We start from the raw sequence: 15,118 nt of genomic DNA, 5'->3' as shown, positions 1-15,118 counted from the left end.
GCCTGACGATCACTGTGCTTGAGCAACAGCAGCAGGGGGTGTCCAGACCACATCAGCAATGCTGAGCGGCTTTGGAATCAGCTTGAGCTGGTAGAAGGTGTCAGCGATTTTCTGCTGTGCCGCCACCACCGGCGGGGTAAGGAACTGCGCGCCGTAGCCCTGACGCTTTACCGAGGTCAGGGTGATGTCGGCCGGCAACCCCAGCAACGGTGCGACCTGTTGGGTCACTTCATCGGGATTGGCCTTGGACCATTCGCCCACCGCACGGACCTCCTCGATCAGGGCCTGAATGACCTTTGGGTTTTTCTGCGCGTATGGCTTGGTGGCGAGATAGAACTGATGGTTGTCGACAATGCCGGTGCCGTCTTTCAAGGTCCGCGCCTGCAATTGCTTTTCAGCTGCGGCTTGGTAAGGGTCCCAGATGACCCAGGCATCCACGCTGCCGCGCTCGAAAGCGGCACGCGCATCGGCCGGAGGCAGGAAGACGGTCTGGATATCGGTGTATTTCAGACCGGCATCTTCCAGTGCCTTGACCAGCAGGTAATGGACGTTCGAGCCTTTATTGAGGACGACTTTCTTGCCCTTCAGGTCTTTGACCGAGGTGATCGGGGAGTCTTTGGGGACCAGGATGGCTTCACTGGTCGGCGCTGGCGGCTCATAGGCGACATACAGCAGATCCGCGCCTGCGGCCTGAGCGAAGACTGGCGGCGTTTCGCCGGTGACGCCGAAGTCGATGGAACCGACATTCAGGCCTTCAAGCAGTTGAGGGCCACCGGGAAACTCGGTCCACTGGACTTTAACGCCCAGCTCGGCCAGACGCTTTTCCAGCGAGCCCTTGGCCTTGAGCAGCACAAGCGTGCCGTACTTCTGGTAACCGATGCGCAGATCTTCCGCCTGGGCCTGAGTGACCGCACCAAGAGCGACCGCAGCAGCAAACAGCGCGACAAGGCTTCGACGCAAAATGACAGTGCGCATATGCGCTCCTTTACCTATTTGGGGTGATCCCCTGCTCGACCGGTGAGGGACGAGCAAGGTGGGAATAGGCACGACATTAACAGCCCTTTTTTATATCTATAAATCTTATTTATTCATTTAGTTATTCCATAAATGAATATAAGGGAGGTGCCGTTGCCTGCGCGTTGCGGACCTGTGACGCAGAGCGTCACGACCTGCATTCCCAGGCTGGAGCGTGAGGAACGATAATCTCAGCTATCGCGCCCATGCTCTGCGTCCGCGGTTGATCCAGCGACGCAGCCAGCGGCAGGGAACAATAAAAAAGGGCCGATAAATCGGCCCGAATAACCCCACGCTTGGTAGATCGAAAATCAGCGGTTTGGCTGTGGTGTCAGGCGCAGATAGGGCGTGACTGCCTTATAGCCCTTGGGAAAGCGTTGCTTGATCTCGGCTTCATCCTTGATCGACGGCACGATCACTACGTCATCACCGTCCACCCAGTTGGCGGGCGTGGCGACCTTGTAGTTGTCGGTCAATTGCAGAGAGTCGATAACGCGCAGAATCTCGTGGAGGTTACGCCCGGTGCTGGCCGGATAGGTGATCGTCAGACGCACCTTCTTGCTCGGATCGATCACGAATAGCGAGCGCACAGTCAGTGTGTCGTTGGCATTGGGATGAATCAGGTCGTACAGGTCGGAGACCTTGCGGTCGGCATCGGCCAGAATCGGGAAGTTGACCAAGGTGTTTTGCGTGGTGTTGATATCGTCGATCCACTTGATGTGCGAATCGACCGGGTCCACCGACAGCGCAATGGCTTTTACGCTGCGCTTGGCGAACTCGTCTTTCAATTTGGCGGTGAAACCCAGTTCTGTGGTGCACACCGGCGTGAAGTCAGCCGGATGAGAAAACAACACACCCCAGCTGTTGCCGAGCATTCATGAAATCGGATACGACCCTCGCTGGATTCCTGCTCGAAGTCAGGGGCGATGTCGCCAAGTCGCAGTGTCATGGTGTTGCTCCTTGTCTTTATCAGGTAGGCCTTGGTATAGCACTACTGTGCGCCCTGTCGAGGAAAGTTAAAAAGAATAAATAATGCGCTTTATAGATCTGTCAGGAATATCAAAAAACAGGCAAAAGAAACCCCGCACGGGGCGGGGTCTCTTTGAGCATCAATACACTTACATGAAGCTGTAGGTGTAGTTGAAGAGGATGCGGGTTTGATCTGTATCAGCAGTAGTAGCGGAGTCGCCTCGGAAACTGCCGTGACGCACAGTTGTACCGAAGCCTTTGAGCGGACCACTCTGAATTACGTAGTCAACGCGCATATCACGCTCCCACTCGGAGTGACTACCCAGATTGCGATTGACGTCACGGATGTCATCACCGCTCAAGTAAGCAATCGCCGCCTTCAGACCAGGAACACCAACCTTGGCGAAGTCATACGAGTACTGACCGAAGGTGGTGTTTTCACCAGCACGGTTGAACCCGTTGATCATCGAGTCAGTGAACAGGTAGAAGCTCGAACCGCCGTTACCTTCAGGACGGCCGCGACCGTCAACTACGTTGCCCTGGCCAAGATAGACCATGCCGCCGCTGTCCCCCACTTGCTGGTGACCGACCATAAGCGCGTGACCGCCCAGGGAGTAAGTGAACATGGCAGACCAGGTCTGGTTGTCGACTTCACCGGTGTGAGAGGCGTAACCACCGTTGTTGTTGAAACGATAGCCTGCTTCGGCTTGGCTGTTTTTGCCGTCAGCGCTACTGTTGAAATAACGCAGGTCAGTCTTGAAGGACTGGTCGTTGTCGATCTGGTAAACATGAACCAGACCCAGGAAGTGTTGCTTGTAGAAATCTTCCAGGTTGGCGTAGTAGTACTGCAGGGTCAGGTCTTTGGTGACTTTCCAGTCTGCACCAGCGAAACGGAACTGGTCGGCGGTCTGGGAAGCACCAGCAACGGACAGGTCAGTCCAGTTGCTCGAAGCACGGCCGATAGACTTGTTCAGTTGACCAGCGGTGAAGGTAACGTTATCCAGATCCTTGGAAGTCAGGATGCCGCCTTCAAAAGCCTGAGGCAAAAGACGACCATCGTTGCTGACCAGAATCGGCAAGTTCGGCGCCAGAGCATTACCGACCTTCAATTCAGTTTTGGAGAAGCGCATCTTGGCGTTGGCGCCTACACGGGACCAATCGCTGACCGAAGAGCCGTCAGTGTCGGTTGGAACTACAGTGTTGGTCGTGTTGGCATTATGGTGCTCAATGCCGCCACCCAAATGCAGACCTACTACAGCTTGTGCATCGAGGCCAAAACCGACGGTGCCCTGAGTAAAGCCAGAGAGGTAGTCGAATTTCAGACCGGTAGCGGTTTCGCGCTGGTCGGAAGCACGAACGCCTTCACGCAGGTCGTTGTTGAAATACAGAGTACGAGAACTAACGGACGCTTTGCTGTCTTCAAGGAAACCAGCTGCACCGGCCTGCTGGGCCAATACACCGACGGTTACGGCCAAGGCCAGGGTGGACTTCTTCATTACTACGCTCCTCGTGAATCTAATTTTTTATGTCTCTGGTGCCGGGCGCTGCCCTGACCCAGAGATATTGCGATAGGCGACAGTCCCGACCTGGAGGTCAATGGATTCTGTCTACCCCGACTTTTGACTAGACCGCGTATGTCGGTGGCCGCACGAATTAGTGAGAATTCTTCATGCTCCAAAGGAACCGTTTTGCAGATCCTAAGAACATTCAGGCATATGTCACAACTCGTGTCAGCCAAGACGTCACGGAGTGTATCGACCTAATTGCGCAATTCCCAAAATTTATTTTGGTACCGTTCGTCAGATCTATCATTTTCGTGCGCTCGACCGGAAAAATGCACCTTCACCGGTCTCGATCTCCGCCAGTAGAGTACAGATGCAAAACTGGCGAAAGCCTTGTATTACGGGAACTTCGGGGAGATTAGTCAGTTAATGTGACAGTTGTCATCACTTTGACGGCGCACCTCGTTCAAGCACAAAAATTTTTTTTCACTTTGCTTTTTGGGGCCATTTTCAAGCGTTTTTCGGCCTTCCGAGCTGCCCTTCACTGTAGCCCACGTGAACAAAAAGGCAATTCTGGTGTCGGGCGCTGTAACAGCCAGCCGATTGGCCAATGCGCAAACGGCTCATTTATGCATGAGACTGGGACGGTCCATCATCGAGTTCGAATGAATGAGTGCATCAGTATGGTTTTTTGCACCCTCGTGGTGCGCAAATTGAGTGCACTCCTGAAAACCGGAAGGCTGGAACATGTACTACGTTACGAGGGATGAGCGACGCTGCACTACGGCTCCGTTCTATAGCCAAATCACCTTCGGCACTCGAAGAACATGTATAAATATTTATAATTCAAAGAGTTATGCGCCGCACAAATAAAGCATGGCATCACACAGAGAGGACCCGTCTCACACGCGGATGCGTTTTTTCTGAAACGATTTGAAAACTGGCACGCCCCCTGCAATAGGTATTACATCACCAGTTTTGGGGACCTTGGTACAGGCAGGCCGGGGATTCCCCTCTTTTATTCCTCCCGGAGACTGACCTCCAGTCTCCAGCGCCCGTCCACCTTCTCAGTGCGCCAGTCGCCATGAAGTGGACGGGCTGCCAAGAGCGTCAGCACCAACCCCTTCTCTCCCCGTTCCACCTTCCAGCGCGCAACCCTATTGTCGAACCTCAGTTGGCCCGTCCACGGCTGTCCTGACGCATCGACGTTGAGTACTACGGCACCATCCACCGTCGCGCCGCGATACTTCGGTTCTTCGTTGAACCAGAGCGCCAGACCGGCAGGCAATTCTTCGATCTGCTCCAGTTCAACCGGGTCAGGCTGCTGCAGACGGCCGATAATCGTGCCCACGGTAAACCCGACAATCGCCATGGAACCAAGAACACGCGGCCATAGCTTCGGTCTCGGGTCCTCTTCAAGGGTAGAATGCATCCCGTCCTTTCGTTCGGAGCCGTGCATGTTTCACGTCATCCTTTTTCAACCAGAAATTCCGCCGAATACCGGCAATGTCATCAGGCTATGCGCCAACAGTGGCTGCACCCTGCATTTGATCGAACCCTTGGGTTTCGAGCTGGACGACAAGCGCCTGCGCCGTGCCGGGCTCGATTATCACGAGTATGCCACGCTGCAGACACATGCTGACCTCGCAAGCTGCCTGGAGAAGATCGGCAACCCGAGGTTGTTTGCGTTCACCACCAAAGGCTCGCGGCCTTTTCATGATGCGAGCTTCGAGCCAGGCGATGCCTTTCTGTTCGGTCCGGAAAGCCGTGGCCTGCCTGCCGATATTCTTGACTCGCTGAGCAGCGAACACCGTCTGCGACTGCCCATGCGTGAGGGCTGCCGCAGCCTGAACCTGTCCAATACAGTGGCCGTGGCCGTCTATGAGGCATGGCGTCAGCACGGATTTGCTTAGGCCTAAGTGTGGCATTTGCTTAATCAGACTGATGCTCCGCATCACACAGCGGTTCTGCGATTCAGTGAGATTCAGGCTCGACTCAGGTCACCTTTTCGCCCCTCGGCGACTCACTTTGAGGGACCAAAGTGAGCAAAGTCCTTCGCTCCTGTTTCCGGCCCGACTTCGTCGGGTTCCTTCTCGATAAAAAGCATCCATTTGGCCCAGCCGCCATTCTTGAACAGACACAAAAAAGCGCCCTGAAAGGCGCTTTTTTTTTGCAGCGGTAACGCTTACTGAACAGTCGGCGTTTCGCCAGCTTCCTGCATGCGTTGCAGTTCTTGCGCGTACAGGGCGTCGAAGTTCACCGGAGCCAGCATCAGCGCAGGGAACGAGCCACGTACGACCAGGTTGTCGATGGCTTCGCGAGCGTAAGGGAACAGGATGTTCGGGCAGAATGCGCCGAGGGTGTGGCTCATTGCGCCGTCGTCCAGGCCCTTGATCAGGAAGATACCGGCCTGTTGCACTTCAACGATGAAGGCAACTTCGTCGCCGTTGTTGACGGTCACGGACAGGGTCAGCACGACTTCGTAGAAATCGCCTTCCAGCTGCTTCTGACGGGTGTTGAGGTCCAGGCTGACGGTCGGCGTCCACTCCTGGCGGAAGATCGCCGGGCTTTTTGGCGCTTCGAACGACAGGTCGCGAACGTAGATACGCTGCAGGGAGAATTGTGGGCCGTTTTCTTCGTTGGCAACGGCGTCGTTGTTCGGTTGATCGGTCATCTCGGATCCTTGTCAGATTAGGCTGAAAGATTAAGGGATATCAGGCCAGCAGCGCATCGAGCTTGCCGGCACGCTCCAGAGCAAACAGGTCATCGCAGCCGCCCACGTGGGTCGAGCCGATCCAGATTTGCGGTACGGAAGTACGACCGGCCTTCTTGGTCATTTCGGCACGCAGCTGCGGCTTGCCGTCGACGCGGATTTCCTCGAAGGCCACGCTCTTGCTCTGCAGAAGCTGTTTGGCACGTATGCAATACGGGCAGTAGTCGCTGGAATAGACGATGACTTGAGCCATGTTCACTTCACCAGAGGAAGGTTATCGCCGCGCCAGCTGGAAATGCCGCCGGACAGCTTGGCCGCCTTGAAGCCGGACTTGAGCAGCTCGCGGGCGGTGGTGCCAGCATGCTGCCCCATTGCATCGACTATGATCAACGTCTTGTCCTTGTATTTCTCCAGTTCGGCGGTACGGGTCAGTACCTTGTCCTGTGGGAAATTCAGGGAGCCGACGATATGCCCTGCGGTGTAATCCTTTTTCGAGCGCACGTCGATGACCACGCCCTGATCGCTGTTGACCAGTGCGGTCAGCTCGCGAGTGCTCAGGCTGGCGCCGCCCTTGCTCATTTCGTAAGCAATCAGCAGTCCCAGCAGAATGACGAAGGCACCGGTGATCAAATAGTGGTTAGTGGCGAATTCAAGCAGGTGAGCAACCATCAGTAGGTTCCAGGGCGTTAAAATGTCGGCCAGTATACACAGCAGCCAAGGTCGGCCAAAGTCCGTACGGCAGTGACGCCGTTTGAACTTGTCCTTAAAATGCCGTTCCCTTGTACTTTGTTCATCTCTTTATCCAATCAGCATCGAGTGGGTTCTATGACTGCCACGCCAAAACCTCTGGTTCTTATCATCCTGGATGGCTTCGGACACAGCGAAAGCCACAAGGGCAATGCCATTCTGGCCGCGAAGATGCCGGTCATGGATCGTCTCTACCAAACCATGCCCAATGGCCTGATTTCCGGGTCGGGCATGGATGTCGGTCTGCCGGACGGGCAGATGGGCAACTCCGAGGTCGGGCACATGAACCTGGGGGCCGGGCGTGTGGTGTATCAGGACTTCACTCGGGTGACCAAAGCGATTCGCGATGGCGAGTTCTTCGAAAACCCGACCATTTGCGCCGCCGTGGATAAAGCCGTCAGCGCCGGCAAGGCCGTGCACATCATGGGCCTGCTGTCCGATGGTGGCGTGCACAGCCACCAGGATCATCTGGTTGCGATGGCTGAACTGGCGGTCAAACGCGGTGCAGAAAAAATCTACCTGCACGCCTTCCTCGACGGTCGCGACACGCCACCGCGCAGCGCGAAGAAATCCCTCGAGCTAATGGACGCAACCTTCGCCCGCCTGGGTAAGGGCCGTACCGCCACGATCGTCGGCCGCTACTTCGCCATGGACCGTGACAACCGCTGGGACCGGGTTTCGTCTGCCTATAACCTGATCGTCGACAGTGCCGCCGAATTCCACGCAGACAGCGCCGTTGCCGGGCTCGAAGCCGCCTACGCACGCGACGAGAACGACGAGTTCGTCAAAGCCACGCGTATTGGCGGAGCCGCCCGCGTGGAAGATGGCGATGCGGTGGTGTTCATGAACTTCCGCGCCGACCGCGCCCGTGAACTGACTCGTGTGTTCGTCGAAGACGATTTCAAGGACTTCGAGCGCGCCCGCCAGCCGAAGGTCAACTATGTGATGCTGACCCAATACGCGGCCAGCATTCCTGCGCCGTCCGCTTTTGCTGCAGGCAGCCTGAAAAACGTGCTGGGCGAGTACCTGGCGGCCAACGGCAAGACCCAGCTGCGTATCGCCGAAACCGAGAAATACGCCCACGTCACGTTCTTCTTCTCCGGCGGCCGTGAAGAACCGTTCCCGGGTGAAGAGCGCATTCTGATCCCGTCGCCGAAAGTCGCCACCTACGACTTGCAGCCTGAGATGAGCGCACCGGAAGTGACCGACAAAATTGTCGATGCCATCGAACATCAGCGTTATGACGTGATCGTCGTCAACTACGCCAACGGCGACATGGTTGGCCACAGCGGGATCATGGAAGCCGCGATCAAGGCTGTGGAATGCCTGGACGTGTGTGTCGGGCGCATCACCGAGGCGCTGGAAAAAGTCGGTGGTGAAGCGCTTATCACCGCTGACCACGGCAACGTCGAGCAAATGACTGACGACCACACCGGCCAGGCGCACACCGCGCACACCTCCGAGCCGGTACCGTTCGTTTATGTGGGCAAACGTCAGCTGAAAGTCCGCCAAGGCGGCGTTCTGGCCGATGTCGCGCCGACCATGCTGCATCTGCTGGGCATGGAGAAACCGCAGGAAATGACCGGTCACTCGATTCTTGTGAACGAGTAACCCGGTCAAAACCGGCCTTTAGCCATCAGGCAAGGCCGGTTTTTTATGTTTCAGGCCTCAAAGCAGTGGTTGCGAGGCGTTTTTTTTGCAGCGCATGGCGGGCATACTAGGCCTGACATTTTTTCTCACAATTCCTCGGTATCGCCCACCCACATGCTTCGCGCCTTGATTGCCCTTGCTCTGATCTGCCTGCTCAATCCGGCGTTTGCCGAAGACGAGCGTGTGCAAACCCAAAAACAGATAGATGCTGCGCGTCAGGATGTGGCGGAGCTGCAAAAAGTCCTGGGCAAGCTTCAGGAAGAACGTGCAGGCGTCCAGAAGGACCTGCGCACCACTGAAACCGAAATGGGCAAGTTGGAAAAGCAGGTCGAGGTCCTGCAAAAGGAACTAAAAAAGACGGAAACCGAGCTGCAAAAGCTCGACAGTGAAAAAAAGAAACTGAACAGCGCCCGTGTTGAACAGCAACGCCTGATTGCCATCCAGGCCCGCGCCGCCTACCAGAGTGGCCGCCAGGAGTACCTCAAGCTGCTGCTCAACCAGCAACACCCCGAGAAGTTCGCCCGAACCCTCACGTATTACGATTACCTGAGCCAGGCGCGCCTGGAGCAGCTACGCAATTTCAATGAAACCCTGCGCCAGCTGGCCAATGTCGAAAAAGACATCGACCTGCAACAGGCCCAACTGCTGGTGCAGAAAAGCAACCTGGACAGCCAGAGCGAAGAGCTGGCCAAGGTTCGCCAGGAACGTCAACAGGCGCTGGCCAAGTTGAATCAGGACTACAAGGCCCGCGATCAGAAACTGCAGGCCCGTCAGCAGGATCAGGCCGACCTGGCCAAGGTCCTCAAGACCATCGAAGAAACCCTGGCCCGCCAGGCACGTGAAGCCGAAGAAGCTCGCCAGAAGGCGCTGGTTGCAGCCCGCGAGGCGGAAGAAAAGCGTCAGCGCGAAGCTGAAGCCGTCGCCCGCAATAACAGCAGCAACAGCAGCAGTAAAAGCGATGATGAACCGGCACCGCGTCGCCCGGTCAAAGCCCCCGGCGCAGTCGTTTCCAGTGCCGGAGTTTCCTACGGCGGATCTTTTGCAGAGGCCAGGGGAAAACTTCCATGGCCTATCGATGGTCGACTGCTTGCGCGTTTCGGTGAAGCCCGCGGTGATGACGAACGGACCAAATGGGACGGCGTCATGATCAGCGCCGCAGCCGGAAGCCAGGTGCGTGCCGTGCATGGCGGACGAGTGGTGTTCGCCGACTGGTTGCGCGGTGCCGGGCTTCTGGTCATTCTCGACCATGGCAACGGTTATCTGACCCTTTACGGGCACAACCAGAGCCTGCTCAAGTCGGCAGGTGACATTGTAAAAGCCGGTGAAGCGATTTCCACGGTCGGCAATAGTGGCGGTCAGGACACGGCAGCGTTGTACTTTGCTATTCGTCAGCAGGGTCGCCCCAGCGATCCGGCCCAATGGTGCCGCACTCAAGGATAAGTCGGCGTCAATATCTGTAGGAGTTCGTTAGACATGCTGCATTTGTCCCGCCTCACCTCGCTGGCCCTGGCAATTGCCATCGTTATCGGCGCGCCGCTGGCGCAAGCTGCCGAAAAGACCGCGCCAGCCACGCCTGCAGCAGTCTCGCCCGCCAAAACCAATACCACCGCAAAGCCACCGCTGCCGCTCGACGAGTTGCGCACCTTTGCCGAGGTCATGGACCGGGTCAAGGCGGCCTACGTGGAGCCGGTCGACGACAAGACCCTGCTGGAGAACGCCATCAAGGGCATGCTCAGCAATCTTGATCCGCACTCCGCCTATCTTGGCCCGGAAGATTTCCAGGAGCTGCAGGAAAGCACCAGCGGCGAGTTCGGTGGGCTGGGCATCGAAGTCGGCGTCGAAGACGGTTTCGTCAAGGTGGTTTCGCCAATCGACGACACACCGGCTTCCAAGGCTGGCATCGAGGCAGGCGACCTGATCGTGAAGATCAACGGTACGCCGACCCAGGGCCAGAATATGCAGGAAGCGGTCGACAAGATGCGCGGCAAGATCGGTGAAAAGATCACCCTGACGCTGGTCCGCGATGGCGGTACGCCGTTTGACGTGACCCTGGCGCGGGCGACCATTCAGGTCAAGAGCGTCAAGGCGCAGATGCTGGAAAATGGCTACGGCTATATCCGCATCACCCAGTTCCAGGTCAAGACTGGTGACGAAGTCGGCAAGGCACTGGCCAAATTCCGCAAGGACAACGGCAAGAAGATGAGCGGCCTGATTCTCGACCTGCGCAACAACCCGGGCGGCGTGCTGCAATCGGCGGTGCAGGTGGCGGATCACTTCCTCACAAAGGGCCTGATCGTCTACACCAAAGGCCGCATCGCCAACTCCGAATTGCGCTTCTCGGCAGACCCGGCAGACGCCAGTGAAGGCGTGCCTCTGGTAGTACTGATCAACGGCGGCAGCGCCTCGGCATCGGAAATCGTTGCCGGCGCCCTGCAAGACCAGAAACGCGGCATCCTGATGGGCACTGACACCTTCGGCAAAGGCTCGGTGCAGACCGTTCTGCCGCTGAACAACGATCGCGCCCTGAAGATCACCACCGCGTTGTACTACACGCCGAACGGCCGCTCGATCCAGGCCCAGGGCATCAACCCGGACATCGTGGTACGTCGGGCCAAGGTCACCAGCGAAGCAGACGGCGAGAACTACAAGGAAGCCGACCTGCTGGGTCACCTAGGCAATGGCAACGGCGGCGCGGACAAACCGACCGTCAAGGGTGGCGCAGCCGCCAAGGCGCGTCCGCAGGATGACGACTTCCAGCTCAGCCAGGCGCTCAGCCTGCTGAAGGGGCTGAGTATCACCCGCGGCAATTGACGGATGCGCTTTCTCGCTCTGTTGCTGCTGACCCTCTCGATCACTGGCGCTGCCCATGCAGCGCCGGCAGAGAGCAGCGGCAAACCGCCCAAGGCCTACCTTAGCCTGATCATCGACGACCTGGGCCAGAATCCGCAGCGCGACAGCCGCACACTGGCGCTTCCCGGCCCGGTTACTCTGGCGATCATGCCCGACACCCCGCACGCCACCGAGTTTGCCCGCCAGGCCCATCGCGCAGGCAAAACGGTCATGCTGCACATGCCCATGGACCCCGCGACCGGCCCTTACGCCTGGCACCCCGAACTGCCACTGCCTGAGCTGGAAAGCCGTCTCAATGCTGCCCTGCTGAAGGTGCCGTATGCAGCCGGTATCAACAACCACATGGGCAGCCGGATGACCGCCGAGCCGGTCGCCATGACCTGGCTGATGGCCGAGCTACAGCGTCGTCACCTGTTTTTCGTCGACAGCCGCACCAGCGCGAAAACCGTGGCCGCCGCCGAAGCGCAGCGTATCGGGCTGGCCAGCGTCTCGCGTGACGTATTCCTGGACGACGAACGCACCGCAGAAGCCATCACCCGCCAATTGCAGACCGCGATAAAAATTGCCCGCAAATATGGCTCGGCCGTGGTTATCGGCCACCCCTACCCTGTCACGCTGGATGTACTGGAGCGCGAACTGCCCAACCTCAAGGCTCAGGGCGTCGAATGGATCGACCTGCGCAGCATGATCGGCGAACGCGGCAATCAGGCGAGTGCGGCGCATGGCAAGAATGGGATTTATCGCTGATCGCACCTCTTCCACGTCAGCACTTTCCATACGCCAGGTCCGGCAAATCTGCTTTCCGTGTCCATCAGCGTCTCAGCCTTGATGAACGTGTCAATTCCGACTTAAAGGAAGGTGCCTCAATGACGGAGGCCAAGACACATTTATCAGGGATTGATGATGAAACCGACCATGATGACGGGGGCGTGCTGCGTTGCAGCACTGGCGCCTTTTTCCATCCACGCCACACCTGCTGCAGACCCGGGCGAAGGGCTAATGGCTCTCACACCTTCGATAGCCCTGCTCAACGCCGACGGCTCGCACGACCACTGGAACGGCGTCGGCCGTATCAACACCCGGTCAGGGTCAAACTGCACGGCGACGCTGATCGATAGCCGAAGCGTCGACAGCCCGCCTGACGCGCCCGCAGCGGGCTGAGCGGTTACTGATAGCGCGCCTTGGCGGCATCGACCCAGCCTTCAGCGCGCATCTGATCGAGGGCCTTTTGCAGGCGTCTGACGACCTCGTCAGGCGTGCTCTTGTTGACCGCCAGGTAAAGTTCGGCGCTGTTGAACCGCAGCGCTGTCTTGAAGCCGGTGACGCCTTCCAGCTTCGCCAGATAGCGGCCAACCGGATCGCCTACCGCCCACAGGTCGATCTGGCCGTTGGCGAGTTTTTTCACGTTGTCGCGGTCACGCAACATCAGGATCGGGTTCAAGCCCATGGTTCTAAGGCGCTCGCCAATGGCATCGCCTTTGTAGGCCCCGATGCGGTAATCCCTGGCCTGCTCCAGCGACGTCAAGGTGATCGGGCTGTCGCCGCGCGCCAACATGATCCAGTCGTAGGAACCTACCGGGCCGACCCATTTGAAGAGGTTTTCACGTTCGGGCAGGCGGGTGGTGGAAAACACGCCGTAACCGGGCTTTTCCAGGGCCAGTTTGTAGACTCGGTCCCACGGAAAGCGCAGCGTCATGCTGTAGCCGATATTGGCGCGCTTGAACATCTCGCGCACCACTTCGGCGGCGATACCGTCAATGTTGTTTTCCTGGGCGAAATTCTTGCCGTCGACCGCCATGTTGAACGGCGGAAAGTTCTCGGTCAGCAACACCATGGAATAAGGCGTCGACTCGCTGGCCCGGACACCTTCACTCGACAAGACACCGATCCCGATCAGTGCAAGCAATAGGCGTTTGAACATGTTCCGGCACTCGATCGTGAACGACGCATGCAGAGTGCCGTGAACCCGGCGCACTGTCTAGCGCGCTGTCCGGCGATGTCGCTTACAGGCAATATTCGAATGCCACAGGGCTGAAACAAAGCGAGCGCCGGCTGTTTCAAACCCTTGGCCTGAAACAAGCGGCGCCCGCTTTCATGCGCCGTGACTCAGCGCACGACAATCCCGCGGCTGGCCATGTAGGCCTTGGCTTCAGGGACCGTGTATTCGCCAAAGTGGAAGATACTCGCCGCCAGCACAGCGCTGGCGTGGCCCTCGATGACACCGGCAGCCAAGTGCTCGAGGTTGCCGACGCCACCCGAAGCAATCACCGGAATACCCAGCGCATCGCTGATGGCGCGGGTGACGCCCAAGTCGAAGCCGTTTTTCATGCCGTCCTGGTCCATGCTGGTCAGCAGGATCTCGCCAGCGCCCAGGTCTTCCATCTTTTTCGCCCAGAGCACCGCGTCCAGCCCGGTGGGTTTGCGCCCGCCGTGGGTGAAGATTTCCCAGCGCGGGGTTTCGCCCGGACCGGAGACCTTCTTGGCGTCGATAGCGACCACGATGCACTGCGACCCGAAACGCGCGGCGGCCTCACCGACGAACTCGGGGTTGAACACCGCGGCCGTGTTGATCGAGACCTTGTCGGCACCGGCGTTGAGCAGGTTGCGGATGTCCTGCACGGTGCGCACGCCGCCACCAACGGTCAGCGGGATGAACACCTGACTGGCCATGCGCTCGACGGTATGCAGCGTAGTGTCGCGGCCATCGACGCTGGCGGTGATGTCGAGGAAGGTGATTTCGTCGGCGCCCTGCTCATCGTAACGACGAGCGATTTCCACCGGATCGCCTGCGTCCCGGATGTTCTCGAACTTGACGCCCTTGACCACTCGACCGTTGTCGACGTCCAGGCAAGGGATGATGCGTTTGGCTAGGGCCACAGGGTCAATCTCCAGCTGTTCAGCGTTGTTCGCGGTCGCAGAGCGCCTGAGCTTCGGCCACATCCAGCGTGCCTTCGTAAATCGCACGGCCGGTGATCGCGCCGATGATGCCCGGAGCCTTCGCATTCAGCAGCGCCTGGATGTCGCCCAGGTTATGGATACCACCCGAGGCGATCACCGGGATCCGCGTGGCAGCCGCCAATGCCGCGGTGAACGGGATGTTACAGCCCTGCATCATGCCGTCTTTGGCGATGTCGGTGTAGACAATGGCCGACACGCCATCGGCTTCGAAACGCTTGGCCAGATCAATGACCTGCACCGAGCTGACTTCAGCCCAGCCGTCGGTGGCGACGAAACCGTCCTTGGCATCCAGACCGACAATCACCTTGCCGGGGAACGCACGGCAGGCTTCGGCCACGAACTCGGGCTCTTTGACGGCCTTGGTGCCGATGATGACGTAGCTCACGCCCGCCTTGACGTAATGCTCGATGGTTTCCAGCGAACGGATGCCACCACCGATCTGGATCGGCAGGTTCGGGTAGCGTCGGGCGATGGCCGTGACCACATCACCATTGACCGGCTGACCTTCGAACGCACCGTTCAGATCGACCAGATGCAGACGGCGGCAACCACCCTCGACCCATTTGGCGGCCATGGCCACCGGGTCATCGGAGAACACCGTGGAATCTTCCATCCGGCCCTGACGCAGACGGACGCAGGCGCCGTCCTTGAGATCGATAGCGGGGATAATCAGCATGCTTTTTCCTTGGTCAAAAAGAGCGGCAAGCTGCAACGA

General features: G+C 58.3%; 14 protein-coding genes and 2 pseudogenes. 6 read left to right on the top strand and 10 right to left on the bottom strand.

All coding sequences use genetic code 11. The features are described from left to right. Window positions 1–9: 9 nt before the first annotated feature. The 4 genes and pseudogenes from BT119_RS25245 to BT119_RS25220 form a co-directional block, all read right to left on the bottom strand. Window positions 10–975: a sulfonate ABC transporter substrate-binding protein gene (locus BT119_RS25245; protein ID WP_060708402.1), complete on the bottom strand. Its 966-nt coding sequence runs from the start codon at window positions 973–975 to the stop codon at window positions 10–12. A gap of 350 nt (window positions 976–1,325) precedes the next feature. Then, window positions 1,326–1,963, bottom strand: a pseudogene (locus tag BT119_RS25240) (peroxiredoxin). A 169-nt stretch (window positions 1,964–2,132) separates the two neighbouring features. Next, window positions 2,133–3,479: an OprD family outer membrane porin gene (locus tag BT119_RS25235; protein ID WP_003434682.1), complete on the bottom strand. Its 1,347-nt coding sequence runs from the start codon at window positions 3,477–3,479 to the stop codon at window positions 2,133–2,135. 1,024 nt (window positions 3,480–4,503) lie between these two features. Beyond that, the gene (locus tag BT119_RS25220) at window positions 4,504–4,944 is read right to left on the bottom strand and encodes a hypothetical protein (RefSeq protein ID WP_003372188.1); all 441 of its coding nucleotides are present in this window, start codon (window positions 4,942–4,944) and stop codon (window positions 4,504–4,506) included. Between BT119_RS25220 and trmL the strand changes: the two genes are divergently transcribed. Then, a complete protein-coding gene (gene trmL, locus BT119_RS25215) occupies window positions 4,943–5,398 on the top strand; it encodes a tRNA (uridine(34)/cytosine(34)/5-carboxymethylaminomethyluridine(34)-2'-O)-methyltransferase TrmL (protein ID WP_002551469.1) in 456 nt (151 codons plus the stop codon). The two genes, BT119_RS25220 and trmL, sit on opposite strands and share 2 nt — an antisense overlap. A gap of 272 nt (window positions 5,399–5,670) precedes the next feature. On the opposite strand, the gene secB is transcribed toward trmL, so the two are convergent. The 3 genes from secB to BT119_RS25200 are packed head-to-tail and all read right to left on the bottom strand — an operon-like array spanning window position 5,671 to window position 6,867. After that, window positions 5,671–6,159 carry a protein-export chaperone SecB gene (secB, locus tag BT119_RS25210; RefSeq protein WP_003372189.1) on the bottom strand — a complete coding sequence of 163 codons (489 nt, stop codon included), beginning with the start codon at window positions 6,157–6,159 and terminating at the stop codon, window positions 5,671–5,673. 40 nt (window positions 6,160–6,199) lie between these two features. After that, a complete protein-coding gene (grxC, locus tag BT119_RS25205) occupies window positions 6,200–6,451 on the bottom strand; it encodes a glutaredoxin 3 (protein ID WP_002551467.1) in 252 nt (83 codons plus the stop codon). 2 nt (window positions 6,452–6,453) lie between these two features. Next, complete coding sequence (locus BT119_RS25200) at window positions 6,454–6,867, bottom strand: rhodanese-like domain-containing protein (protein ID WP_003318290.1); 414 nt, start codon at window positions 6,865–6,867, stop codon at window positions 6,454–6,456. Window positions 6,868–7,023: 156 nt separating this feature from the next. Here BT119_RS25200 and gpmI point away from each other — a divergent pair, with 156 nt between their 5' ends. The 5 genes and pseudogenes from gpmI to BT119_RS25175 all read left to right on the top strand — a co-directional run. Further along, complete coding sequence (gene gpmI / locus BT119_RS25195) at window positions 7,024–8,556, top strand: 2,3-bisphosphoglycerate-independent phosphoglycerate mutase (protein ID WP_044310202.1); 1,533 nt, start codon at window positions 7,024–7,026, stop codon at window positions 8,554–8,556. Window positions 8,557–8,709: 153 nt separating this feature from the next. After that, entirely contained in the window at window positions 8,710–10,035 is a 1,326-nt protein-coding gene (locus tag BT119_RS25190; protein WP_072367102.1) for a murein hydrolase activator EnvC family protein, read from the top strand. 33 nt (window positions 10,036–10,068) lie between these two features. After that, complete coding sequence (locus BT119_RS25185; protein ID WP_003372196.1) at window positions 10,069–11,406, top strand: S41 family peptidase; 1,338 nt, start codon at window positions 10,069–10,071, stop codon at window positions 11,404–11,406. Between the two features lie 3 nt (window positions 11,407–11,409). Then, window positions 11,410–12,192, top strand: a complete 783-nt coding sequence (locus tag BT119_RS25180; protein ID WP_003434694.1) for a divergent polysaccharide deacetylase family protein — start codon at window positions 11,410–11,412, stop codon at window positions 12,190–12,192. A 156-nt stretch (window positions 12,193–12,348) separates the two neighbouring features. After that, window positions 12,349–12,597, top strand: a pseudogene (locus BT119_RS25175) (serine protease); the annotation flags it as partial. Window positions 12,598–12,610: 13 nt separating this feature from the next. On the opposite strand, the gene BT119_RS25170 reads toward BT119_RS25175, so the two are convergent. The 3 genes from BT119_RS25170 to hisA form a co-directional block, all read right to left on the bottom strand. Then, complete coding sequence (locus tag BT119_RS25170) at window positions 12,611–13,366, bottom strand: substrate-binding periplasmic protein (protein WP_044310206.1); 756 nt, start codon at window positions 13,364–13,366, stop codon at window positions 12,611–12,613. A 185-nt stretch (window positions 13,367–13,551) separates the two neighbouring features. Further along, window positions 13,552–14,322, bottom strand: coding sequence for an imidazole glycerol phosphate synthase subunit HisF (hisF, locus tag BT119_RS25165; RefSeq protein WP_002551458.1), 771 nt, complete (start codon window positions 14,320–14,322; stop codon window positions 13,552–13,554). A 19-nt stretch (window positions 14,323–14,341) separates the two neighbouring features. Then, the gene (hisA, locus tag BT119_RS25160) at window positions 14,342–15,079 is read right to left on the bottom strand and encodes a 1-(5-phosphoribosyl)-5-[(5-phosphoribosylamino)methylideneamino]imidazole-4-carboxamide isomerase (RefSeq protein ID WP_003372206.1); all 738 of its coding nucleotides are present in this window, start codon (window positions 15,077–15,079) and stop codon (window positions 14,342–14,344) included. Window positions 15,080–15,118 lie beyond the last annotated feature (39 nt).

Source organism: Pseudomonas sp. NFACC10-1 (assembly GCF_900119195.1).
Lineage (GTDB): Bacteria > Pseudomonadota > Gammaproteobacteria > Pseudomonadales > Pseudomonadaceae > Aquipseudomonas > Aquipseudomonas cerasi.
This window is presented reverse-complemented; position numbering and strand designations above follow the sequence as displayed.